The organism is Streptomyces showdoensis, assembly GCF_039535475.1.
GTDB lineage: Bacteria > Actinomycetota > Actinomycetes > Streptomycetales > Streptomycetaceae > Streptomyces > Streptomyces showdoensis.
In genome coordinates, this window is the sequence record NZ_BAAAXG010000026.1 from 3,559,408 (window position 1) to 3,581,842 (window position 22,435).

The 22,435-nt window shown below is 74.0% G+C and carries 20 protein-coding genes; 11 read left to right on the forward strand and 9 right to left on the reverse strand.

What is annotated here, in order from left to right; genetic code table 11:
- The first annotated feature begins 26 nt into the window (after window positions 1-26).
- The 5 genes from ABD981_RS29320 to ABD981_RS29340 all read left to right on the forward strand — a co-directional run bounded on the left by ABD981_RS29320 (window position 27) and on the right by ABD981_RS29340 (window position 4,373).
- Window positions 27-1,292: an NAD(P)/FAD-dependent oxidoreductase gene (locus ABD981_RS29320; RefSeq protein ID WP_046908981.1), complete on the forward strand. Its 1,266-nt coding sequence runs from the start codon at window positions 27-29 to the stop codon at window positions 1,290-1,292.
- 43 nt (window positions 1,293-1,335) lie between these two features.
- Window positions 1,336-1,701, forward strand: coding sequence for an Rv2175c family DNA-binding protein (locus tag ABD981_RS29325; RefSeq protein WP_046908982.1), 366 nt, complete (start codon window positions 1,336-1,338; stop codon window positions 1,699-1,701).
- 99 nt (window positions 1,702-1,800) lie between these two features.
- Window positions 1,801-2,451: a thiamine phosphate synthase gene (thiE, locus tag ABD981_RS29330; protein ID WP_046908983.1), complete on the forward strand. Its 651-nt coding sequence runs from the start codon at window positions 1,801-1,803 to the stop codon at window positions 2,449-2,451.
- 146 nt (window positions 2,452-2,597) lie between these two features.
- Window positions 2,598-3,515: a methylenetetrahydrofolate reductase [NAD(P)H] gene (gene metF, locus ABD981_RS29335; protein WP_046908984.1), complete on the forward strand. Its 918-nt coding sequence runs from the start codon at window positions 2,598-2,600 to the stop codon at window positions 3,513-3,515.
- A gap of 51 nt (window positions 3,516-3,566) precedes the next feature.
- Entirely contained in the window at window positions 3,567-4,373 is an 807-nt protein-coding gene (locus ABD981_RS29340; protein WP_046908985.1) for a hypothetical protein, read from the forward strand.
- Between the two features lie 6 nt (window positions 4,374-4,379).
- On the opposite strand, the gene ABD981_RS29345 is transcribed toward ABD981_RS29340, so the two are convergent.
- From ABD981_RS29345 to ABD981_RS29365, 5 genes are all read right to left on the reverse strand, one after another.
- Window positions 4,380-5,807, reverse strand: coding sequence for a phytoene desaturase family protein (locus tag ABD981_RS29345; RefSeq protein WP_205628207.1), 1,428 nt, complete (start codon window positions 5,805-5,807; stop codon window positions 4,380-4,382).
- 22 nt (window positions 5,808-5,829) lie between these two features.
- Window positions 5,830-6,468 (reverse strand): DUF4126 domain-containing protein, encoded by a 639-nt coding sequence (locus ABD981_RS29350; RefSeq protein WP_046908986.1) that lies wholly within the window; start codon window positions 6,466-6,468, stop codon window positions 5,830-5,832.
- 445 nt (window positions 6,469-6,913) lie between these two features.
- Window positions 6,914-7,522: a TetR/AcrR family transcriptional regulator gene (locus ABD981_RS29355; protein ID WP_046908987.1), complete on the reverse strand. Its 609-nt coding sequence runs from the start codon at window positions 7,520-7,522 to the stop codon at window positions 6,914-6,916.
- Between the two features lie 19 nt (window positions 7,523-7,541).
- Window positions 7,542-9,629 carry a YhgE/Pip domain-containing protein gene (locus tag ABD981_RS29360; RefSeq protein WP_046908988.1) on the reverse strand — a complete coding sequence of 696 codons (2,088 nt, stop codon included), beginning with the start codon at window positions 9,627-9,629 and terminating at the stop codon, window positions 7,542-7,544.
- Window positions 9,601-10,674 carry an ATP-binding cassette domain-containing protein gene (locus tag ABD981_RS29365; protein ID WP_123954654.1) on the reverse strand — a complete coding sequence of 358 codons (1,074 nt, stop codon included), beginning with the start codon at window positions 10,672-10,674 and terminating at the stop codon, window positions 9,601-9,603. Before ABD981_RS29365 ends, ABD981_RS29360 begins: the two co-directional genes overlap by 29 nt.
- A gap of 160 nt (window positions 10,675-10,834) precedes the next feature.
- On the opposite strand from ABD981_RS29365, the gene ABD981_RS29370 reads away from it, so the two are divergent.
- From ABD981_RS29370 to ABD981_RS29380, 3 genes are all read left to right on the forward strand, one after another.
- A complete protein-coding gene (locus ABD981_RS29370; RefSeq protein ID WP_046908989.1) occupies window positions 10,835-11,365 on the forward strand; it encodes an SAV_6107 family HEPN domain-containing protein in 531 nt (176 codons plus the stop codon).
- 66 nt (window positions 11,366-11,431) lie between these two features.
- Entirely contained in the window at window positions 11,432-12,220 is a 789-nt protein-coding gene (locus tag ABD981_RS29375; RefSeq protein ID WP_046908990.1) for a class I SAM-dependent methyltransferase, read from the forward strand.
- A gap of 322 nt (window positions 12,221-12,542) precedes the next feature.
- Window positions 12,543-12,944, forward strand: coding sequence for a DUF3040 domain-containing protein (locus ABD981_RS29380; RefSeq protein WP_046908991.1), 402 nt, complete (start codon window positions 12,543-12,545; stop codon window positions 12,942-12,944).
- Window positions 12,945-13,120: 176 nt separating this feature from the next.
- Here ABD981_RS29380 and ABD981_RS29385 read toward each other — a convergent pair whose 3' ends face one another.
- The 4 genes from ABD981_RS29385 to ABD981_RS29400 form a co-directional block, all read right to left on the reverse strand.
- Window positions 13,121-15,508, reverse strand: coding sequence for a transglutaminase TgpA family protein (locus ABD981_RS29385; protein WP_046908992.1), 2,388 nt, complete (start codon window positions 15,506-15,508; stop codon window positions 13,121-13,123).
- Window positions 15,505-16,803, reverse strand: a complete 1,299-nt coding sequence (locus tag ABD981_RS29390) for a DUF58 domain-containing protein (protein ID WP_345530474.1) — start codon at window positions 16,801-16,803, stop codon at window positions 15,505-15,507. The genes ABD981_RS29385 and ABD981_RS29390 overlap by 4 nt, the downstream gene beginning before the upstream one ends.
- Before the next feature lie 60 nt (window positions 16,804-16,863).
- On the reverse strand, window positions 16,864-17,892 hold the full coding sequence (locus ABD981_RS29395; protein ID WP_046908994.1) for an AAA family ATPase: 1,029 nt from the start codon (window positions 17,890-17,892) through the stop codon (window positions 16,864-16,866).
- 157 nt (window positions 17,893-18,049) lie between these two features.
- On the reverse strand, window positions 18,050-18,589 hold the full coding sequence (locus ABD981_RS29400; RefSeq protein WP_046908995.1) for a beta-class carbonic anhydrase: 540 nt from the start codon (window positions 18,587-18,589) through the stop codon (window positions 18,050-18,052).
- Between the two features lie 330 nt (window positions 18,590-18,919).
- Between ABD981_RS29400 and rsmH the strand changes: the two genes are divergently transcribed.
- From rsmH to ABD981_RS29415, 3 genes are read left to right on the forward strand one after another with little or no spacing between them, the layout of a single operon-like run.
- A complete protein-coding gene (gene rsmH, locus ABD981_RS29405; protein WP_123954655.1) occupies window positions 18,920-19,879 on the forward strand; it encodes a 16S rRNA (cytosine(1402)-N(4))-methyltransferase RsmH in 960 nt (319 codons plus the stop codon).
- A gap of 47 nt (window positions 19,880-19,926) precedes the next feature.
- Window positions 19,927-20,460: a cell division protein FtsL gene (gene ftsL / locus ABD981_RS29410; RefSeq protein ID WP_382748372.1), complete on the forward strand. Its 534-nt coding sequence runs from the start codon at window positions 19,927-19,929 to the stop codon at window positions 20,458-20,460.
- Window positions 20,461-20,464: 4 nt separating this feature from the next.
- Window positions 20,465-22,432, forward strand: a complete 1,968-nt coding sequence (locus ABD981_RS29415) for a peptidoglycan D,D-transpeptidase FtsI family protein (RefSeq protein WP_345530411.1) — start codon at window positions 20,465-20,467, stop codon at window positions 22,430-22,432.
- The last annotated feature ends 3 nt before the right edge of the window (window positions 22,433-22,435 follow it).

Consider the following 22,435-nt stretch of genomic DNA (forward strand, 5'->3'; position numbering starts at 1 on the left):
ATCCGTCAGATGCGTAAGGTGGTCGGGTGAGCGAGCAGAAGCAGACCCCGCGGCAGACCGAGCGGCACGTCGTGATCGTCGGCGCCGGAATGGCCGGCGTCCAGACCGCCGTCGCCCTGCGCGAACAGGGCTTCACCGGCCCCGTGACCCTCATCGGCGCCGAATCCCACCAGCCCTACGACCGGCCCCCGCTCTCCAAGGCCGTCCTCCTGGGCACGGCCGAGGGCTCCGCCTTCGACATCGACTTCGAGTCCCTCGGCATCACCCTGCGCCTCGGCCTGGAGGTGACCGGGCTGCGCCCCGCCGAGCACGCGCTCGACACCGAGGCCGGGCCCGTCCCGTACGACACGCTGGTCCTCGCCACCGGCGCCCACCCGCTCGCCCTGCCCGGCACCGAGGACGTGCCCGGCGTCCACCTGCTGCGCACCCTCGACGACGCCGTCCGGCTCGGCGCCGTCCTCGGGCGCCGCCACGACGTCGTGGTCGTCGGCGCCGGCTGGATCGGCGCCGAGTTCGCCACCGCCGCCCGCGCGGCCGGCTGTGCCGTCACCGTCGTCGAGGCCGCCGACCGCCCGCTGGCCGGCGCCCTGCCCGCCGAGGTCACCGCGCCCATGGCCGCCTGGTACGCCGAGAGCGGCGCCGAGCTGCGGCTCAACGCGCGCGTCGCGGGCGTCGAGCGGGGCCGGGTCGTCCTCGCCGAGGGCGCCGACCGCTCCGGCGGGCGCTCCGAGCTGCCCGCCGACGCCGTGGTCGTCGGCATCGGCGCCCGCCCCGACACCGGCTGGCTCGACGGCTCCGGCATCGCCCTCGACCCGAGCGGCGCCGTCACCGCCGACGACCGGCTGCGCAGCTCGCTGCCCGACGTGTACGCGGTCGGCGACTGCGCCTCGTTCCCCTCGGCCCGCTACGGCGAACGGCTCCTCGTCCACCACTGGGACAACGCCCTCCAGGGCCCCCGCACGGTCGCCGCCGACATCCTCGGCGCCCTCGGCCAGGCCGCCGGGGAGACCGCGCCGTACGACCCGGTGCCCTACTTCTGGTCCGAGCAGTTCGGCCGCTTCGTCCAGTACGCCGGCCACCACGGCGCCGCCGACACCCTGCTGTGGCGCGGCGACCCGGCCGACGAGTCCTGGACCGTGCTGTGGCTCCAGGACGAGGTGCCGGTCGCCCTGCTGACCGTCAGCCGGCCCCGCGACCTCGCCCAGGGGCGCAGGCTGATCGAGCGCCGCACGCCCGTCGACCCGGCGAAGGCCGCCGACCCCTCCGTCCCCCTGAAGGCGGCAGTCCGGTAGGGCCCGACTACCGGCTGTCAGTCCGGGATGGCACGCTTGTCCCGTGACCGAGATTGACGCAAAGACCGATGCTCTCGTCCCCGCCTGGCTCTTCCTCCCCGACATCGCGGAGATGCTCGACGTCGAGGTGACGCGCGTGCGGCAGCTGGTGAAGGACGGCCAGCTGATCGCCGTCCGCCGCGGCGAGCGCAACGTGCTCCAGGTGCCCGCCGCCTTCATCGACGGCGACAAGGTCGTCAAGGGCCTCAGCGGCACCCTGACGCTCCTGCGGGACGACGGCTTCAGCGACGAAGAGATCCTGGAGTGGCTCTTCACTCCGGACCCGACCCTGCCCGGCACCCCCGCGCAGGCCCTGAGTGAGAATCGCGGCACGGAGGTGAAGCGCCGCGCCCAGGCGCTCGCCGTCTGACGCAGTTCCACCGAGCACCACCGAAGACAGCACCGCGGGTGCCGGGCCGGCCGCTTCGGGCCGGCCCGGCACCCGCGCCACCCGACGGGGGGATCCACCATGTCCACGCCTCGCGCACAGCTCGCCGACGCCCGGCTCTACCTGTGCACCGACGCCCGGAAGCGCCAGGGCGACCTGCCCGCCTTCCTCGACGCCGTGCTCTCCTCCGGCGTGGACATCGTGCAGCTCCGCGACAAGGGCATGGAGGCCGGTGAGGAGCTGGAGCACCTGGCCGTCTTCGCCGAGGCCTGCCGCCGCCACGGGAAGCTCCTCGCGGTCAACGACCGGGCCGACGTCGCCCACGCCATCGGCTCCGACGTGCTCCACCTGGGCCAGGGCGACCTGCCCGTGCCCGCCGCCCGGGCGATCCTCGGCGACGAGGTGCTGATCGGCCGCTCCTGCCACGCCGAGTCCGAGGCGGCCGCGGCCGCCGCCGAGCCGGGCGTGGACTACTTCTGCACCGGGCCCTGCTGGCCCACCCCCACCAAGCCGGGGCGGTACGCGCCGGGGCTCGACCTCGTGCGCTACGCGGCCTCCCTGGAGCAGGACCGGCCCTGGTTCGCCATCGGCGGCATCGACGAGGGCAACCTCGACGAGGTGCTCGACGCGGGCGCCCGCCGGATCGTCGTCGTCCGGGCGATCACCGAGGCCGAGGACCCGGCCGCCGCGACCGCCTCGCTCGCCAAGCGGGTCCGCGACCGCCTCGTCTGACCGCCTCGACCGACCGCCTCCTCGGGCGCCCCGGCCCGCGCCAGGCGCCCCGCCGCCACGCCGTGCTGGCCGGAAACGTGTCCAGAACCTGTCCATAACGCGGACGCGCCTTCTGCCACCGGCTGGACCCCGTCTAACCTGCCCGTATGGCCCTTGGTACCGCTTCCACCCGCACGGACCGCGCCCGCACGGTGCGGGACATCCTCGCCGAGGGTGGCACCTCGTACTCCTTCGAGTTCTTCGCGCCCCGGACCGAGAAGAGCGAGCAGAGCCTCTGGAACGCCATGCGGCGGATCGAGGCGGTCGCGCCCAGCTTCGTCTCGGTGACCTACGGGGCCGGCGGCTCCACGCGCGGCGGCACCGTCAAGGCCACCCAGAAGATCGCCTCCGACACCACCCTCACCCCGGTCGCCCACCTCACGGCCGTCGACCACTCCATCGCCGAACTCCGCAACATCCTCGGCCAGTACGCCGACGCGGGCATCAGGAACATGCTGGCCGTCCGCGGCGACCCGCCGGGCGACCCGCTGGGGGAGTGGATCGCCCACCCCGAGGGCGTCCACTACGCCGCCGACCTGGTCCGGCTGATCAAGGAGTCCGGCGACTTCTGCGTCGGCGTCGCGGCCTTCCCCGAGATGCACCCGCGTTCCTCCGACTGGGACACGGACATCCGGCACTTCGTCGACAAGTGCCGCGCCGGGGCGGACTACGCCATCACCCAGATGTTCTTCGACCCGGAGAACTACCTGAGGCTGCGCGACAGCGCCGAGAAGGCGGGCTGCGACACCCCGATCATCCCCGAGGTCATGCCCGTGGTGAGCGTGCGGAGCCTGGAGCGACTGCCCCAGCTGAGCAACGCCACCTTCCCCGAGGATGTGAAAGACCGCATCCTCGCCGTCAAGGACGATCCGGCCGCTGTACGCTCCATTGGCATCGAGTTCGCGACGGAGTTCTGCGCGCGGCTGCTCTCCGAGGGTGTCCCCGGACTGCACTTCATCACGCTGAACAACTCCAAGGCGACGCTCGAGATCTACGAGAATCTCGGACTGCACCAGCAGTCGTGACCGGCCGTACCCGCCCCTACCCGCGGCGGTGGCCGTAGGAGAGGGGCGGGCATGGGGTGGACGGTCCTCTACATCGCGTTCGGTGTCGTGGCGCTGTGGCTGCTGGGTGAGGTGCTGCTCCAGTACAAGGCGCGGCTGCGCTGGCGGCTGCTCGCCTTCAGCGGCTTCCTCGGCGTGGTCCTCGGCGTGCTGCTGCCCTCCGTGGTGGTGATCATCGTGGGCGCCGTCGCGTTCGCCGTCGGCCAGACCTATGTGACCCTCTCCTTCCGGCGCGGCTTCTCCACCGGCTGGGCGCTGGGCGGCAGCCCCGGCGCGAGCCGCCGCCGCAGGGGCGGCGGGCGGGGCGCGAAGGAGGGCCCGACGCTGGAGGTCAGCGACCTCTCCTACGAGCCGGCGGAGCCCGCCGCGGAGAGCGCGTTCCCGGAGGAGGCCTTCCCGGAGCCGGAGGAGGTCCGCGCCGCCGGGGCCACGGACGTCTACGAGCCCCAGCCGATGCCCGAGGACACCGGCCAGTACGCCGTCTACGGCGCCTCCTACGAGCAGCAGCAGCCGTACGCGGACTCCTACGCCGGCGGCTACGAGCAGCAGCCCGGCTACGACTACGGCACCGGCGGCCAGCAGCAGTACGCGGCCTACTCCGACCCGTACATCGGCCAGCAGACCTACCAGGACGCCGGCCAGCAGTACGGCGGCTACCAGCAGCAGCCCTACGCCGACCCGTACGCACCCTCGTACACCTACGACACCCCGCCCGGCGGCGTCTGGGTGCCCCAGCAGCGCGACACCGAACAGCCGCAGCCGCAGCAGGACCAGCAGGGCCACTACGGCTACGGCGAGGACCAGCAGTACCGCTACTGACCGGCCCTACTGCGAGCCGCGGAAGTCCGCGCCCTCCACGATCAGCCCGGCCACCAGCGCCCCGGACATGCCCGCGTGCGCGAGCCCGCCGCCCGGGTGGGACCAGCCGCCGGCGAAGTACAGCCCGGCCAGGTCGGCGCGGTTGGGCGCGGGCAGCCACTGCCCGCGGGCCCCGGCGAGCGCCGGTCCCGGGACCTCGGCGGCGCCCGTCTCCAGCAGGGTGTCGTCGGGGGTGCGGACCTCCTGCCAGAGCAGCCGCCCGCGCAGCTCCGGCACGGCCTCGGCGGCCTGGGCCAGCATCCGCTCGGCGCACCCGGCCCAGGACTCCCGGGTCACGACCGTCGCGGTGACCGTCACCGACTCGTGCGCCCCGTCCGGCCGCAGCGCCGGGTCGTCGGGCCGCAGCACCGTCACCGTCGGCAGCTCCCCGGAGGCGTGCACGACCGTGCGGTGCGCGGCGCCGGGCTCCCGGGCCCCGCGCAGGGCCAGACAGAGCGTCACCCGCCCCGTGCGCACCGGCTGGAAGCGCGGCCAGTCGTCCCCGGACTCCCAGCCGACGGTCTGCTCGGCGTAGAGCGTGGGCACCGGCGCGCCCGCGACCACGTGGTCGGCCCGCACGGTCTCGCCGCCCGCCAGCGCGAGGCCGACGGCCCGGCCCCGCTCCTCCAGGACGTCGGTCACCTCGGTGCCGAAGACGAACTCCACCCGCCGCTGCAGGCACCGCTCGTACACCGCGTCGGCGAGCGCCCGGATGCCGCCGGCCACGTACCAGCTGCCGAAGGTCTGCTCCATGTACGGCAGCACGGCCGCGGAGGCGGGGGCGGTGGCCGGGTCGAAGCCGTAGCTCCAGGCGTACGAGCCGAGCAGCGCCGCGAGCCGCGGGTCGCGCAGCTCGCGGTCGCCGATCCGGGCCAGCGTCGTCGTCGGGCGGCGCAGCAGGCCCGCCTTGGGGGCCGGATAGGGCTCGCGGCCCAGCGCGGAGACGTCCTCGGGCTGCGGCTCCTCCAGGAGCGGGCGCCGGGTGCGGTCCCAGGCCTCGCGGGCCCGCACCATGAACGCGCCCCAGCGCTCGCCCGCGCCGGCGCCGAGCGCCGCGTCCAGGGCGGCGACCGTGCCGGCCCGGGAGGCGTTCGGCAGGTCGACGCGGGTGCCGTCGGCGAAGACGTGACGGCTCGCCGGGTCGACCTGGGTCAGCGTGACGCACTCCTCCAGCGGCTGTTTGCCGGTCTTGACGAAGAGGTCCCGGTAGACGGCCGGGAGGTGCAGCAGGCCGGGGCCGGTGTCGAAGCCGAAGCCGTCCCGCTCGAAGCGGCGGACCCCGCCCCCGTACGTCGAGCCGCTCTCGTACACCGTCACCCGGTGTCCCGCCACCGCCAGTCGGGCGGCCGCCGCCATCGAGCCGAGTCCCGCCCCGATCACCACAATCCGTGCCATGCGAGCGACCCTATCCGGCCGCTCAGAAATGCTCCGAACCGTCCGTCGGCGCCGGTGGCCGCTCCCGGGCGGCGGCGAGCCGCCGCTCCTCACGGCGCTGCGCCCGGCGCCGCCAGAAGCGGCGGATGCCGTGGGCGAGGAACGCCACTGTCACCAGGCCGAGCACGAGCAGCACGGCCGCGATCACGGCCGCCGCGACCGGGTGGAATATGGCGAAGGTGATGACTGCGGCGACCCCGAGGTCCTCCGCCGTCGACACCGCGATGTTGGAGAAGGGCTCCGGCGAGGTGTTGATCGCCATCCGGGTGCCGGCCTTGACGAAGTGGCTCAGCAGGGCCGTCGTCCCGCCCACCGCGCCCGCGGCCAGCTCCGGCAGCGAACCGGACTGCCCGGCCAGCAGGGCGGCGACCACGGCCCCGGCGATGGGCCGGATCACCGTGTGGACGGAGTCCCAGACGGAGTCGACGTACGGGATCTTGTCCGCCACCGCCTCGCACAGGAACAGCACGCCCGCGGCGATCAGGACGTCGGGCCGCTGCAGCGCCTCGGGCACCTCGTCGGAGAGCCCGGTCGCGCCGAACAGGCCGAGCAGCAGGACCACCGCGTAGGCGTTGATCCCGCTCGCCCAGCCGCTCGTGAACACCAGGGGGAGTACGGACACGTCCGCGATCGTAGCCAGGTCTGAGTATCCGTACCTAGGGCGCGAGATGAGTAGGTGTGCGGATGGGCTGTGACCTGCGCGGAAGGGAGAGTGGAGCGCACGGAAGGGGCGCGGCTCCGGTACCGCCGGCACGGGGCTGCGGAACGGGGCCGCGCACCTGCCGGCACGGGGGTGCACGGGGTCCACGGGGGACACGGGGACCCACGGGGGAAGCACGGGGGAACCGGCGGTCCACGGGGGATACGAGGACCCGTCGGGAGTACGGAAGAAGCGCCGGTCCGGCGTGGCTCGGGGGGATCGAGCCTCGCAGGACCGGCGCTTCCTTCGTTTCCGGAGCGGTGCGGCCGGGGCGACCGGCCGGTGCGGTGCCACCGGCGCGGTGCCACCGGTGCGGTGCCGCGGTGAGCGGCGCCGCGGTGAGCGGCGCCGCGGTGAGCGGCCGGGGTCAGCAGCCGCCCACGCGGCCGTGCAGGAGCCGCGAGAGCGCCGCGTGCACGTCGTCCAGGGAACGCTCGCTCTGGAAGGCCTGCCAGTCGAGCGCGGCCACCAGCACCATCCCGACCAGCGCCGCCGCGGTGAGCTTCACGTCGATCTCGTCGCTCAGCTCGCCCGCCTCGACGCCCTCGCGCAGCACGCCCTCGACCACCGCGACGGCCTCCTGGCGGACCACCAGGAGCGTCGAGTTCCAGGCCCGGTTGGTGCGCCAGAGCTCGGCCACGTACAGCTGGGTGAAGGCCGGGTAGCGGTCGATGAAGACCAGGCCCGCCCGGATCATCGCGTCCAGCGCGTCGACCCGGCCGCCGCCCCGCTCGGCGGTCTCCTCGGCCGCCGCCCGCAGGGAGGCGGTGAGGAGCGAGACGCCGTGCCGCAGCAGCTCCTCGAAGAGCTCGGTCTTGCTCTTGAAGTTGTAGTAGACCGTCCCCTTGGCCACGCCCGCCCGCTCGGCGATCTCGTCGACCGTCGTCGCCGAGAAGCCCTGCTCCGCGATGAGCGTGACGGCCGCTTCGTAGAGCTTGGTGCGCGTGGCCTGGCGTCTGGTGCTGCTGCTGTCCATGGGCTCGATTCTCACAGGTTCAGAGCGACAGTTCGGGGTGGAGCCGGTCGAGCGACCACACCTGCTTCTGGCGGGCGGTCAGGGCGGTCAGGGCGAGCGCGCCCACCGTGAAGGCGGTGAGGACCGCGACGGCCTGCCAGACCGGTCCGATGCCACCGCCCGTGATCAGCCGGCGCAGTGCCTCGACCACGTACGTCATCGGCAGGTACGGGTGGATGGCGTTGAAGAAGCCCGGGCTGGTCTGCACGGGGTAGGTGCCGCCCGCCGAGGTCAGCTGGAGCATCAGCACCGCGAGCACCAGGATCCGGCCCGCCGCCCCGAACTTGGCGTTCAGCCACTGGATGATGGCGGCGAAGCAGCAGGTCACCAGGGCGAGGAAGCCCACGGTCCCGGCGGCCCTCGCCATCTGCAGCCCCAGGCCCCAGTGGAGCACCGACATCAGCGCGCCCACCTGGAGGACGCCGATCGCGGCGACCGGCAGCCAGCCCGCGAGCGCGATCCGCCAGGCGGAGGCGCCGGCGGCCAGGGCGCGCCGGTTGAGCGGCTGGATGATCATGTAGGCGACCATCGCGCCGACCCAGAGGGAGAGCGGGATGAAGTACGGGGCGAAACCGGTGCCGTAGTTGGGCGCCTTGTGCATCGACTGGGCGGCCAGCTTGACCGGGTCGGCCATCACCTCGGTGCGCTTGTCGCGGTCCTGCTTGTCGTAGTCGGGGATCTGCTGCACCCCGTCGTTCAGGCCGGTGGCCAGCTCGCCCGAGCCGTCGGCCAGCTTGTACAGGCCGCCGTCGAGCTCGCCGGCGCCCTTCTTGAGCTTGCCGACACCCGTGTCGAGGCTGTTGGAGCCGGTGCGCGCGTCGGTCAGGCCGGTGTGCAGCCGGGCCGCGCCGTCGGCGACCTTCCGGGCGCCCGCGTTGAGCTCGTTGATCTTCTTGATCGCGCCCTCGACGTCCGAGTCCAGGTCCGGGGCGCGCCGGGCCAGCTCGTCGGCGTCCTTCTTCAGCTTGGCCAGCCGGGTGTCCAGGGTCTTGAGGTCGCCCTTCTGGTCCTTGGTCAGCTCGTGCAGGTCGTCGGCGATCTTGGCGACGTCGTCGGCGGAGACCGAGGCCTCCTTGAGGAGCTCGCACTCCTGGGCGTCGGGCGCGGGGTTCGCCTCGCAGCGCTTCTTGTAGAACGCGGCCAGCTTGTCGTCGGCCAGGTGGGCGGCGTTGCGGGCGAGCGGGGCGCGGCGGACCAGGTCGTCCAGGTTGTGCCGGACGGCGGTCGCGGAGTCGGAGACCAGCCGGGCGGTGTCGCGGATCGACTTGCCGTTGTTGGCCAGGTAGGGGCGGACCTTGTCGGCCGTGCCGTTCACCTTGTCGGCGAGCGCCTGGGTGCCGTTGGCGACCTTCCGGGAGCCGCTCTCCAGGTCCTTGGCGCCCTTGTCGAGCTTCTTGATGCCCGAGGCCAGGTCGCCGCTGCCCTTCTTGGCGTCCTTCAGGCCGTCGGCGAGGCTCTTGGAGCCCGCCTTCGCCTTGTCGACGCCGTCCTTGAGGTCGTCGGCGCCCTTGGCGGCCTTGGCGGTCGCCTCGTGGATGTCCGAGAAGGAGATGAAGATCTTGTCGAGGAAGGTGCGCGAGGACTTGGTCGAGGCGGCGGTGCGCACCTCGGAGAAGACCGTCCGGGAGATCTGCCCGACGATGTAGTTGTTGGCGTCGTTCGTCCGCACCTTGAGGGCGCCGGTCTCCGGGGAGTCGCCGGAGCTGGAGGCGATCCGCTCGCTGAAGTCCGACGGCATGGTGAGGGACAGGTAGTACGTCCCGTCCTCGACGCCCTCGCGGGCCTCGTCGTCGCTCACCTCGTGCCACTCGAAGACGGCGCTCTCGCGCAGGTTCTCCGTGATGTCGGAGCCCGCGGTGATCTTCTTGCCGCCGGCGGTGGCGCCGCGGTCCTCGTTGACGAGGGCGACGGGGATCTTGTCGAGCCTGCTGTACGGGTCCCAGAAGGACCACAGGTAGAGCGCGCCGTAGAGCAGCGGCAGCAGCAGGATCGCGACGAGTGCGGCCCGCGGCAGCTTCCCCCTGCCGAACCGCTTGAGCTCAAGCGCGGCGAGTCGCGGCGATCGCATCGGTCTCCCCCTTCTGGACCAGCTGGACGGTGTCTTCGGTGCGGCCGGCGTCGGGCGCGGCCTGGGCGGCCTCGGGCTCGGCGGCCTCGGGTGCGGGCGCGGGCGCCGGTGCGGGCTCGGCCTCGGGCGCTGCCTGGGCGTGGGCCTCGGCCCCGGGCTCGGGCGCGGCGTGCTTCGGAGCGGTGGCGGGCTTGCCGGCGGACTCGGCCGTCGTCGTGGCGACGGGCTTGGCCGCGTGCTTGGCCGTGCTCCTGGCGGCCGGCTTGGCGGCGGTCTTGCCCGCGGGCTCGGCGGCGATCCTGCCCGTGGTCTCCGCGGCGGTCCTGCCCGCGGCCTTGGCGGGCGCCGTGGAGACGCGCAGGGCGTCCTCGGGGGCCTCGCTGCACACGGCGAGGACCGTGATCCCGGAGTCGGCGACGGACCGGAGCAGGGCCCAGGCCTCGGCGCGGTCGGCGTCCGAGAGCTTCAGGTCGGCGTCGTCCAGGGCGATCAGCCGGGGCCGGCCGAGCAGGGCGAGGGCCAGCGACAGGCGCAGCGCCTCCAGCCGCTCCAGGTCCCGTACGGAGGTCCGCTCGCCCTTCGGCAGGAACTCCGGGTCGAGGCCGGCGGCCTTCAGGGCCTCGTCGATCCGCGCCCGCGTGGCGGCGGCGCGCTCGGCGGGCGGCCGGAGCAGCGCCTTGAGCGAGCCGTCGAAACGGCGCTGGAGCAGGGCCCGCTCGCGCAGGTGCTCGGCGACGGTGAGGGCCGGGTCGAGGTCGCTCACGCCCGGCACCGGGCCGAGCGCGCTGATCCGCCGCACGCCCGCCATCTTGCGGGGCAGCCGGAGCCCGGCGACCTCGGCGTGGCCCTCCTGGGCCTTCATGCGGCCGGTGAGCGCGAGCAGCAGGCAGGTGCGGCCGGAGCCGGAGGGCCCCTCGATGGCGACCAGCGATCCGGGCGCGGCCTCGAAGCCGATGCCGCGGAAGGCCCAGCCGCGCGGGCCCTTCAGCCCGTATCCGTCCGCGACGACGGCGGCGCCGTGCGGCTCGTCCGGGTGCGCGTCCACGATCCCCCCTAGGAACTCTTTTGAACTGACCGGTCAGTGCAAAAAGTTACCGCCGAGTCGCCCTATAGGCAAAACCCCAGGTCAGCGGGATTGTCAGTGGGGGCGGGCACGATGAACACATACGGCCACAGCGCCGTCACCCGACGACAGGAGGCTCGTCATGGCCGGCCATCCCGCCGCAGCCGCACCCCGGCGCCACACCGCCGCCCACCCCGCCCCCGCCCGGTCCGGACCCGCGTCCGACGTCCACCCGGTCCTGCGCCGCTCCTCTGCCCCGCCCGCCGCCCTCGACCTGCTCGCCAAGGCCAGGGGAGGGCTCGACGAGGCCGCCGCGCTCGACGTGCCCAACGAGCGGTACGCCACCGCCCACCTCGCCGCCCTGCGCACCGCCGCCGCCGTGCTCGCCGCCCGGGGCCGGCCCGAGCGCGACCCCCGCAAGCGGGCCCGCATCCGCAGCACCTGGGAGGTGCTCCCGGAGATAGCGCCCGAGCTCACCGAGTGGAGCGCCCTGTTCGCCTCCGGCGCCGCCCGCCGGGCCAGGGCCGAGGCGGGGATCACCGGTGCCGCGAGCCACCGGGACGCCGACGACCTCCTGCGGGACGCGGCCATGTTCCTGCGGCTGGTCGAGCGGCTCCTGGCGCTCCAGCCGGTGCTGCCGCGGCAGCCGGGCGCGGAGGAGACGGCGGGATGATCGGGACCGGAGGCCCGAGGCCATAGGGTGGAGGCGTTCGTCCCCGTCACCGAGGAGTCAGCAACCGTGTCGGACCCTTCCCCTGTCTTCGGTCGAGAGGCGACCTCGCGTCCGTCGCGCGCCTCCCTGCGTACCGCCGTCGTCTGGGACGTCCTCAAAGACGCCCTCGACCGCCGGGTCAAGGCCACCGGGAACGACTGCCTCGATGTGCTCGACACGGGCGGCGGCTCCGGGAACTTCGCCGTGCCCGCGGCCTGCCTCGGGCACCGCGTCACCGTCGTCGACCCCAGCCCCAACGCGCTCTTCGCCCTGGAGCGGCGCGCCGCCGAGGCCGGCGTCGCGGACCGGGTGCGCGGGGTCCAGGGCGACATCCGCGGCCTCTTCGACGTCGTCGACCGGGAGGGCTACGACGTCGTCCTGTGCCACGGCGTCCTGGAGTACGTGGACGACCCGGCCGAGGGCGTGCGCAACGCGGTGGCCGCGCTGCGTCCCGGCGGCAGCCTCAGCCTGCTCGCCGCCGGACTCGGCGGTGCCGTGCTCGCCCGCGCGCTGGCCGGCCACTTCACCGAGGCCCGGCACGCGCTGACCGACCCCGCGGGCCGCTGGGGCGACGGCGACCCGGTGCCCCGGCGCTTCACCGCCGAGCAGCTCACCGAGCTCGCCGGGGACGCGGACCTGGAGGTCGGCGCGGTCCACGGCGTCCGGGTCTTCGCCGACCTGGTGCCCGGCGTCCTCGTCGACACCGAGCCCGGTGCCGCCGAGGCGCTGCTCAAGCTGGAGGCCGCGGCGGCGGAGCTGGCCTCCTTCCACGCCATCGCCACCCAGCTGCACGTCCTGGGCGAGAAGCGGTCCTGAGGCCGGTCGCGCCGCCGACACCCGCACGGACGTGCCCCGGAGCCCGGGCCCCGGGGCACGGCCGTACCTGCTGAGCAGCGACGCAACCGCAGATGGAGTAGGCCACAGGCCGCCCGTTCGGGGACATGTCCCCGTATGATCGGGAGACACGATCCGGCATGACGGGCAGGGGGCTGGGGAATCAACGCCTCAGCATCCGAACCGCATGGCGGCCCGGATTGGCGATTTGGCATTGAGGGCGGGTTTCACGGGGGCGATTCCCTGCCTATCCTGAAAGGGCCGCAAACCGGTCGCCCCCGCGACCGACGACTAGGAGGACTCCGTGCCGCTCTCGGAGCACGAGCAGCGAATGCTCGAGCAGATGGAGCGAGCGCTGTACGCCGAAGATCCCAAGTTCGCGACAGCGCTCGAGGGAAGCGGGCTGCGTACGTACACCCGGCGACGGGTCTACCAGGCAGTCGCCGGCTTCCTGGTGGGTATCGCGCTCCTCATGGCCGGAATGATCGCTCCCCAGATCTGGCCGCTCAGCGTGGTGGGCTTCCTCATCATGCTGGGCTGCGCGGTCCTGGCGGTCACCGGATGGCGCAAGGCGCCCAAGCCGGGTGAACAGGCTCGTACGGGCGGAGGCGGGCGGCAGGCCCGGCAGCGCCGCTCGATGATGACCCGTATCGAAGAGCGGTGGCAGCGCCGCCGCGACGAGCAACAGGGCGGCGGCCACCACTGACCCGCCCGACCCCCACACTCTCCTGAGCCCCGCGGGGCCGCCGACGCGGCCAAGCGGGGCTCAGTCATATCCGCCCTGGGAACCCGCCCCGCCCACACGGGGGTGGGGCGGGGCGGGCCGGCGGGCGCGGGCACCGGGGGGCGGGGTGCCCCGGGGCACCCCGCCCCCCCGGTGTGTCAGGCCGGGGTGCGGGAAAGGCGGTGGAGGGTGGTGCGGAGGAGGGTCCGGGCCCTGGTCGAGAGGGTCGTCGCACGGGAGCGGGCCGCCCAGGCGGCGCGGGCCGCCGAGCGCGGCGCCAGCAGCGCCCGCAGACGGTTCGGGCGGGTCGCCGACGCGTGGAAGCCGCGCCGGATCAGCAGGGCCTGCTCGGTGAGGCCCGTCGTGGGCGCGGGGCGCGGGGCGTACAGCACCTGCTCCACCGCCCGCGCCACCCGATGCACCGCATCCCCCGCGTCCGGCCCCAGCTCACCCAGCCGGACCAGCCGCGCCGCCGTCCCGCGCGGCGTCAGCGAGTCGTCCGGGGCCACCCCGTAGTCCCAGGCCGTGTCCTTGATCTCCGACCAGACCGCGAGGACCCGCGTCGCGGGATCGCCCGCCGGTCCCAGCCGCCGCGCCCGCAGCCGGGTGCGCCAGAGCCAGGGGAGGAGCGGGAGGGCGAGCAGCAGGAGGGCGCCCAGGACCAGGAGGGTCAGCTGGAGCGGCGGCATTCCGGTGTCGTCCGCGGCCGCACCGCCCGCCGCCTTGTCCGGACCGCACTCGCCCAGGCGCCGCAGCTGCGGCGGGCAGCTCTCCGAGGCGCTCGGGATCGCCGAGGGCTGGGCCGAGGTGCCCGTCGAGGGCTGCGCCGTCGGGGTCGCCGCCCCGCCCGCGGACTGCTCGCGGGTGTAGTCCGGCACCGAGCCCCGCGAGGGCGTCGGCTCGAAGCGGGTCCAGCCCGCCCCCTCGAAGTACAGCTCCGGCCACGCGTGCGCGTCCCGTATGCCGACCGACAGGGAGCCGTCCGGCTGCGGGGTGCCCGGCATGAAGCCGACCGCGACGCGGGCCGGGATGCCCAGGGAGCGGGCCATGGCCGCCATCGAGAAGGAGAAGTGGACGCAGAAGCCCTCCTTGTCCTTCAGGAAACGGGAGATCGCCTGGACCCCGGTGCCGGAGTCGACCTTCACGTCGTAGGAGAAGCCGCCGTCCCGGGCGAACCAGTCCTGGAGCTTCACCGCCCGCTCGTAGCCGTTGCGCGCCCCGCGGGTGACCTCCAGGGCCGTGGCCCGCACGTCGGCCGGGAGCGAGGCCGGGACCTTCGTGTACTCCTGGCGGAGCTTCTCCGGCGCGGCCGGCGCGGCGGCCAGCTGCTCGGCGGTGGGCCGGATGTCCAGGCTGGTCACCGAGTACCGGGTGCCCTTGGTGTTCTGCCCGTTGTCGCCGACGAGCATCCGCCCGGCCGGCTCGTACCGCCAGCTGCCGCCGATGGAGACCCGCTGGGCGGGGTAGGGCATCGGCAGCCACTTCTGCTCGTACGCCGTGGAGGCGACGAAGTTGCTGGTGACCTCCGTGGTGGCGACGTCCTGGGAGAGGCCGTCGGGCCAGGGCAGCTGCTCGGGCACGTCCTGGATGGGGCGGACCGAGGACTTCCAGGCCGTCCCGTCGAACTGGTCGAGCGCGACGAGCCGCAGATACATCCCGGAGGTGTCGCGCGCGTTGGTCCGGTAGCGCAGCACCTCGCGGTCGTCGGGCTGGCGCAGGTCGTTCTGGAGGGAGACCAGCGGGTTCACCGCGGAGATCGTGCCGCCCTTGCCGCCGGTGCCCTCGCCCTTGCCGGCGCCGCCGAAGATGCCGCCGCTCAGCCCGGGCAGGGCGAACGGCACCACCAGCGCGATGCCCAGCGAGACCGCGCCGATCCGCCGGCCGGTCCGCACCGGGGCGGAGGCGGAGCCGCCCTCGCCCGCCGCGGATCCGGGCCGGTCCGTGCGGCGCGCGCCGCCGAAGACCCTGCCCCACTGGGAGAGCCGGTCCCGGCCCTCGGCCAGGAGCAGCAGCAGATAGCCGGCGGCGGCCAGCAGGAAGTAGAGCCAGCCCGCGCCGCCGCCGGAGAGCCCGGCGGCCACCGAGTACAGGGCGAGCAGGGGGAGTCCGGCCGGGGCGGCGCTGCGGAAGGTCACCGCGAGGGCGTCCACGAGCAGCCCGACCGAGGCCACGCCGACGACGAGCAGCAGCCGGATGCCGGCCGTGTCCGGGGCGGGGATCGCATAGGTCCCGACGTCGTCCACGCCCGCCTGGAAGAGGGTGCCGAAGGAGGCGAGGACCTCGGGCCCGGGCAGCAGGCCGAGGACCGCCTGCTCGCGGGCGAAGACCACGGTCAGCACCAGCAGCGTGACGAGCGCCTGGGCGGCGATCGTGAGCGGCCGGGCCAGCGGCACCCGCCGGGTGATCGTGCCGACCCCGCTCTGCAGGCCCAGCAGGATCGCCGCGGTGAAGATCCAGGTCGCCGGCTTCACCAGCGGCAGCAGCGCGGCCGACGCCAGGAGCGTCGCGCCGAAGGCCGCAAGCGTCAGCCGCCCGCGCCCGCTCATGACCAACCTCCGTACGTGTCGGCCGCCGGGGCCTGGTTCCGGGTGCCCGCGGTCTGCTGCCAGAGCGGGGCGAGGCGGGTGCCCGGGGGCACGGCGACGGCCGTCCAGCCGGCCTCCCGCAGCCGGCGCAGCCGGTCCTCGACGGCACCGGCGACGGCGCCACCGGTCAGCCAGGTCCCGGAGTCCAGCAGGAAGGCGATCGCGGCGCCGCCGCGCTGTCGCATCCGGGCGGCCAGCGCCGCCTGCTCCTCGTCGAGGTCGCCGACGAAGGCGACGAGCAGGCCCTCGTGTCCGCCGCGCAGCACGTCGTGGGCGCGGGAGAGCCCGGCGCCGTCGGAGTGCTCGACGACCGCGAGGGTGTCCATCATCAGGCCGGCGGCGTCCGCCGCGTTCTGCCCGGAGCCGGCGAAGCCCTCCGCCCCGTCACCGGGGACGGTGCTGCCGGTGTCGGTGAGCAGCCGCACCGAGTAGCCGCGCTCCAGCATGTGCACGAGGACGGAGGCGGCGCCGGAGACGGCCCATTCGAAGGCCGAGTCGGGGCCGCCGCCCTCGTACGCGATCGCGCGGGTGTCGAGCAGCACGGTGCAGCGGGCCCGCTGCGGCTGTTCCTCCCGGCGGACCATCAGCTCGCCGTAGCGGGCGGTGGAGCGCCAGTGGACGCGCCGCAGGTCGTCGCCGTGCCGGTAGGCGCGCGGGATGATGTCGTCGTCCCCGGCGAGCGCGAGCGACCGCTGATGGCCCTCCCCGTACCCCGCGGACTCGCCGGAGAGTGTGACCGGCGGCAGCGGTTCGGTGCGGGGGACGACGGTGAGCATGTCGTACGCGCTGAAGGAGCGGGTGAGCTCGCACATGCCGAAGGGGTCGGTGAGCCGCAGCTGGAGCGGGCCGAGGGCGAAGCGTCCGCGCAGGTCCGAGCGGACCCGGTAGGACACCTCGCGGCGGCCGCCGGCCTCCACGCGGTCGAGCACGAAGCGGGGGCGGGGCCCCAGCATGTACGGCACGTGGTCCTGGAGCATCAGCAGCCCGGTGGGCAGCCGGGAGATGTTGTCCATGCGCAGGTGGACCCGGGCCTCGGTGCCGGTCTCGACCCGGTGCGGGGTGAGCCCGCGGCTGCCCGCGACCCGGTGGCGGGTGCGGTGCAGCACGACGGCGCAGACCAGCGGCAGCACGGCGAGCAGCAGTCCGACGCGCAGCAGGTCGGCCTGGCCGAGCACATAGGCGCAGGCGCCGGCGGCGATGCCGGCGGCGAGGAAGGACCGGCCGCGGGTGGTGAGCCCGGACAGGGCGGCCCGCAGACCGCCCCCGCCGTCGTCGCCGGCCTCCCGGCGTCCCCCCCGGGGCGGCGGCGGTGCCCATCACAGCCGCCGGGCGCCGGGCTGCTGCTGGCCGTAGAGCGGTCCGGCGGGCGGCGCCGGGGGCGCGGCGGCCGGGACGGGCGTGCGCTGCAGGATGTCGTGGACGACCTGCTCGGCCGTCCGCCGGTTGAGCTGGGCCTGTGCGGTGGGCAGCAGGCGGTGGGCGAGCACCGGCGCGGCGAGCGCCTGGAGGTCGTCGGGCAGCACGTACTCCCGGCCGCTGAGCGCGGCGGAGGCCTTAGCGGCCCGCAGCAGGTGGAGCGTGGCGCGCGGGGAGGCGCCGAGCCTGAGGTCCGGGTGGGTGCGGGTGGCGGCCACGAGGTCCACCGCGTACCTGCGGACGGCCTCGGCGACGTGGACCCCTCGGACGGCGTCGATCAGCTTGATCACGTCGTGGGCGTGGGCGACCGGCTGGAGGTCGTCCAGGGGGGAGACCGCGCCGTGCACGTCGAGCATCTGGAGCTCGGCCTCGGCGCTCGGGTAGCCCATGGAGACCTTGGCCATGAAGCGGTCGCGCTGGGCCTCGGGCAGCGGGTAGGTGCCCTCCATCTCGACCGGGTTCTGGGTGGCGACCACCATGAACGGGCTGGGCAGCTCGTAGGTCTGGCCGTCGACCGTGACCTGGCGCTCCTCCATGGACTCCAGGAGCGCGGACTGGGTCTTGGGGGAGGCCCGGTTGATCTCGTCGCCGATCACGAGCTGGGCGAAGATCGCGCCGGGCTTGAACTCGAACTCGCGCCGCTGCTGGTCGAAGACCGACACGCCGGTGATGTCCGACGGCAGCAGGTCGGGCGTGAACTGGATGCGGCGGACCGAGCAGTCGATCGACCGCGCCAGCGTCTTGGCGAGCATGGTCTTGCCCACGCCGGGGACGTCCTCGATGAGGAGGTGTCCCTCGGCGAGCAGCACGGTCAGCGCAAGCCGTACGACCTCGGGCTTGCCCTCGATCACACCTTCCACCGACCGGCGCACCCGCTCCGCTGTGGTGGTCAGATCTGTGAGGCTCGCTCGATCGTCATAGGTCGTCACCCGGCCCTCCTCGGCCCTTTCGGCAGCACCGACACCTGCCCCCGGAACCAGGTCCGGGGGGTGTCACCCGTGCATTGTTGTTGCCGTGGCCGGGTTGTGTCACTTGCGCTCCGCCGCGCTGTGGATAACTGCGGGCGAATTGCCGGGATTTGCGGGCTTACGCCGGGCTGATCTCGCGCAGCAGGCCCGTCGTCACGTCGAAGACGAAGCCCCGCACGTCGTCGGTGTGCAGCAGGAAGGGGGAGGTCCGCACCCGCTGCATCGACTGGCGCACGTCCTGGTCGACGTCCCGGAAGGCCTCGACGGCCCAGGCCGGACGCTGGCCGACCTCGTCCTCCAGCTCGTGCCGGAAGTCCTCGGTCAGCGACTCCAGGCCGCAGCCGGTGTGGTGCACCAGCATCACGCTGCGGGTGCCGAGCGCCCGCTGGCTGATGGTCAGGGAGCGGATCACGTCGTCGGTGACCACGCCGCCGGCGTTGCGGATGGTGTGGCAGTCGCCGAGCTCCAGGCCGAGCGCGGCGTGCAGGTCCAGACGGGCGTCCATGCAGGCGACCACGGCGACCTGCAGCACGGGCCGCGCGTCCATTCCGGGGTCGGTGAAGTCGGCGGCGTAACGCTCGTTCGCCCGGACGAGGCGTTCGGTGACCGCGCTCTCGGAACGTATGGCGTCGGCAGAGGGGCGCGCAGGGGTCGACATGTCTCCGACGGTAACGGCCACGACCGCGCGGGCCTGCTGTGAGAGCGGACAAAGAGCGCCGATGATCCTTGTTGTGAGGGAACCCACAGGCCGTGCGGGGACAGGGCCGTCCGGGTGAGCCGCCGGGAGGGATCCGGGAGCCGGGCCCGGGGCGCGCGACGCGCCAGCCGGTTGGTTGACCGGCCCGTCCGGTGGACTAAAGTGACGCGAAGTTCACGGAGACATCGAGCGATTTTCGCCGTTTCTCCCCTGTATGTGCGGCGGTACCCGCGGCTCGGCCTCCTTCCGCTCGCCGGTGGTACCCGTTTCCGCCGGACCTGAGAGGGCGCATTGAGCAACGACCGACACGTCCCGGTGATGCTCCAGCGGTGCCTGGACATGTTGGCCCCCGCCCTGGAGCGCCCCGGCGCGGTCGTCGTCGACTGCACCCTCGGCCTCGGCGGCCACAGCGAGGCCCTGCTGCGGAGCTTCCCCGAGGCCCGGCTCGTCGCCCTCGACCGGGACAAGGAGGCGCTGCGCCTCTCCGGCGAGCGGCTGGCCCCGTACGGCGAGCGGGCCACGCTCGTCCACGCGGTCTACGACGAGCTGCCCGAGGTCCTGGACCGGCTCGGCATCCCGCGCGTCGACGGCGTCCTGTTCGACCTGGGCGTCTCCTCCATGCAGCTGGACGAGGCCGACCGCGGCTTCGCCTACGCGCAGGACGCCCCGCTCGACATGCGCATGGACCAGACGACCGGCATGAGCGCGGCCGAGGTCCTCAACACCTACCCGGCCGGCGAGCTGGTCCGCATCCTGCGCGCGTACGGCGAGGAGAAGCAGGCCAAGCGGATCGTCTCCGCGATCGTGCGCGAGCGCGACAAGGAGCCCTTCAGCAACAGCGCGCGACTGGTCGAGCTGATCCGCGACTCGCTGCCGCAGGCCGCCAAGCGCACCGGCGGCAACCCCGCCAAGCGCACCTTCCAGGCCCTGCGCATCGAGGTCAACGGGGAGCTCTCGGTCCTGGAGCGGGCGATCCCGGCGGCCGTGAAGGCCCTCGCCGTCGGCGGCCGGATCGCCGTCCTCTCGTACCACTCCCTGGAGGACCGGCTGGTCAAGCAGGTGTTCGCGGCGGGCGCCGCGAACACCGCGCCGCCCGGACTCCCGGTCGTCCCCGAGCGCTACCAGCCCCGCCTCAAGCTGCTCACCCGCGGCGCCGAGCTCCCCACCGAGGAGGAGGTCGCCGAGAACCGCCGCGCGGCCCCGGCCCGGCTCCGGGGGGCGCAGCGGATCCGGGAGGACGAGCCCGCGTGACGAAACAGGGGCCGCTCAAAGGGCGGGCCGCGCGGCTCGGGCGTCTGATGCCGTCCGGGCCGAGCAGTGCGGCCCGCACCCCCTTCGTCCTGCTCGTCGTGGTGCTGCTCGGCGGCGGCCTGATCAGCCTGCTGCTGCTCAACTCCGCCCTCAACCAGGGCTCCTTCGAGCTCAGCGAGCTGAAGAAGAAGACCACCGAGCTCACCGACGAGGAACAGGCCCTCCAGCGGGACGTGGACGACAGCTCCGCCCCCGACGCCCTGGAGCGGCGCGCCCGGCAGCTCGGCATGGTGCCCGGCGGCAGCCCCGTCTTCCTCGACCCCGACGGCAAGGTCCGCGGCGTGCCCTCCGAGGCCGCCTCGCCGAAGCCCACGCCGCCGCCCGCCCCGCCCCCGGCGAACCCGGCGGGCGCCACGGCACCCGCGACGCCCTCGAACACCGCTTCACCGGCCCCGGGCGAGTCCGCGAAGCCCGGCGACACGCCGAAGCCGCCCGCGTCCGGGACCCCGGGGCCGCCCGCCTCGGCCACCCCCGACACGCCGCGGACCACCGCGACCGCCCCCACGACCTCCGGCAGGTGATCCCGTGCCCTCCCAGGAGCCCCCGCGCCGCCGCGTCCCCGGCCCCGCCCGGCCCGCGCGCCCCCGCCCCGCCGCCGGCCGCCCCGCACAGCGGCCCGCGCAGGCGCGGCGCCCCGCGTCCCGGCCCCCGGCCAAGGCGCGCACCATCCGGCTCGGCAGCCCCAAACCGCGGCTGCGCCTGGTCTCCCTCGGGCTGACCCTGGTCATGCTGGTGTTCGTGGTGCGGCTGCTCCAGGTGCAGGCCGTGGACGCCAGCGCCTACGCGGCCAAGGCCGAGAAGCACCGCTACCAGGAGTACACGCTCTCCGCCGACCGGGGCGAGATCACCGACCGGTCCGGCGTCGCGCTGGCCGCGAGCGTCGACGCGTACGACATCACCGCCGACCCCAAGCTCTTCACGCCCGAGGACTCCAAGATCAGGGACGCGCCCGAGCAGGCCGCCGCGCTCCTCGCCCCGATCCTCGGCAAGGAGCCCGCCGACCTCGCGAAGAAGCTGCGCACCCCCAAGTCCCGCTACACCCTGCTCGCCCGCAAGCAGACCCCGCAGGTCTGGAACCAGATCAAGGACCTGAAGAAGGTCTACGAGCAGAAGGCGAAGCCGGCCAACGGCGGCAACGGGATCAACCTGCTCGGCGGCATCCTCAGCGAGCCGGTCACCAAGCGCGTGTACCCGAACCGCGAGCTGGCCGCCGGGATACTGGGCTACGTCAACGCCGAGGGCCGTGGCGCCGGCGGCGTGGAGTCCATGCTCGACACGGACCTGGCCGGCAAGGACGGCAAGATCAGGTTCGCCCAGTCCGGCGGGCGCATGGTGCCGACCGCGGGCTCCCAGGGCACCCCGGCCGTGCCCGGCTCCGACATCGAGCTGACCATCGACCGGGACATCCAGTGGGCCGCCCAGCAGGCCATCACCGACCAGGTCAGGAAGTCCAAGGCCGACCGCGGCTACGTCGTCGTCCAGGACACCAGGACCGGCGAGGTCCTCGCCATGGCCAACGCCCCCGGCTTCGACCCGAACGACCTCTCCCAGGCCAACGCCACCGCCATGGGCAACGCGGCCCTCCAGGACGCCTACGAGCCCGGCTCCACCAGCAAGGTGATGTCCATGGCCGCCGTCCTGGAGGAGGGCGCCGCCACCCCCGGGACCCGGGTCACCGTCCCCAACCGGCTGCACCGCGGCGACCGCCTCTTCAGCGACGACATCGACCACATCACCTGGTACCTGACCCTCAACGGCGTCCTCGCCCGGTCCAGCAACATCGGCACCATCCTCGCCACCGGGCAGCTCGGCAAGACCCAGCCCGAGGCCAACCGGGTGCTCTACAGCTATCTGCGCAAGTTCGGCGTCGGCTCCCCGACCGGCCTGGACTTCCCCGGCGAGACCCCCGGCATCCTCGCCAAGCCGCAGGACTGGTCGACCTCGCAGCAGTACACGATCCCCTTCGGCCAGGGCCTCTCGCTCAGCGCCATGCAGGCCACCTCCGTCTACCAGACCATCGCCAACGGAGGCGTACGGATCGAGCCGACCCTGGTCCGCGGCACCAAGGGGCCCGACGGGCGCTTCACGCCCGCGCCGGCGCCCAAGGAGAGCCGGGTGGTCAGCGAGAAGACCGCCAAGACCCTCGGCCAGATGCTGGAGTCCGTCGTCGACGACGAGGAGGGCACCGGCAACAAGGCGGCCATCCCCGGCTACCGGGTCGCCGGCAAGACCGGCACCGCCAACCGCGTCGACCCGGAACTCGGCGTCTACAAGGGCTACACCGCCTCCTTCGCGGGCTTCGCCCCCGCCGACGAGCCCCGGATCGCCGTCTACTGCGCCATCCAGAACCCCACCAAGGGCAGCTACTTCGGCGGCCAGATCTGCGGACCGATCTACAAGAAGGTCATGGAGTTCGCCCTCAAGACCCTCCACGTCGCCCCCACCGGCAGCGAGCCCGCCCGCCTGCCCACCACGTTCAAACCGACCCCGTGACAC

Coding starts and splice junctions, on each gene's coding strand:
- thiE (WP_046908983.1), top strand. CDS start 1,801: ATGTCCACGCCTCGCGCACAGCTCGCCGACGCCCGGCTCTACCTGTGC.
- metF (WP_046908984.1), top strand. CDS start 2,598: ATGGCCCTTGGTACCGCTTCCACCCGCACGGACCGCGCCCGCACGGTG.
- ABD981_RS29340 (WP_046908985.1), top strand. CDS start 3,567: ATGGGGTGGACGGTCCTCTACATCGCGTTCGGTGTCGTGGCGCTGTGG.
- ABD981_RS29345 (WP_205628207.1), bottom strand. CDS start 5,807: ATGGCACGGATTGTGGTGATCGGGGCGGGACTCGGCTCGATGGCGGCG.
- ABD981_RS29355 (WP_046908987.1), bottom strand. CDS start 7,522: ATGGACAGCAGCAGCACCAGACGCCAGGCCACGCGCACCAAGCTCTAC.
- ABD981_RS29360 (WP_046908988.1), bottom strand. CDS start 9,629: ATGCGATCGCCGCGACTCGCCGCGCTTGAGCTCAAGCGGTTCGGCAGG.
- ABD981_RS29370 (WP_046908989.1), top strand. CDS start 10,835: ATGGCCGGCCATCCCGCCGCAGCCGCACCCCGGCGCCACACCGCCGCC.
- ABD981_RS29385 (WP_046908992.1), bottom strand. CDS start 15,508: ATGAGCGGGCGCGGGCGGCTGACGCTTGCGGCCTTCGGCGCGACGCTC.
- ABD981_RS29400 (WP_046908995.1), bottom strand. CDS start 18,589: ATGTCGACCCCTGCGCGCCCCTCTGCCGACGCCATACGTTCCGAGAGC.
- ftsL (WP_382748372.1), top strand. CDS start 19,927: ATGCCGTCCGGGCCGAGCAGTGCGGCCCGCACCCCCTTCGTCCTGCTC.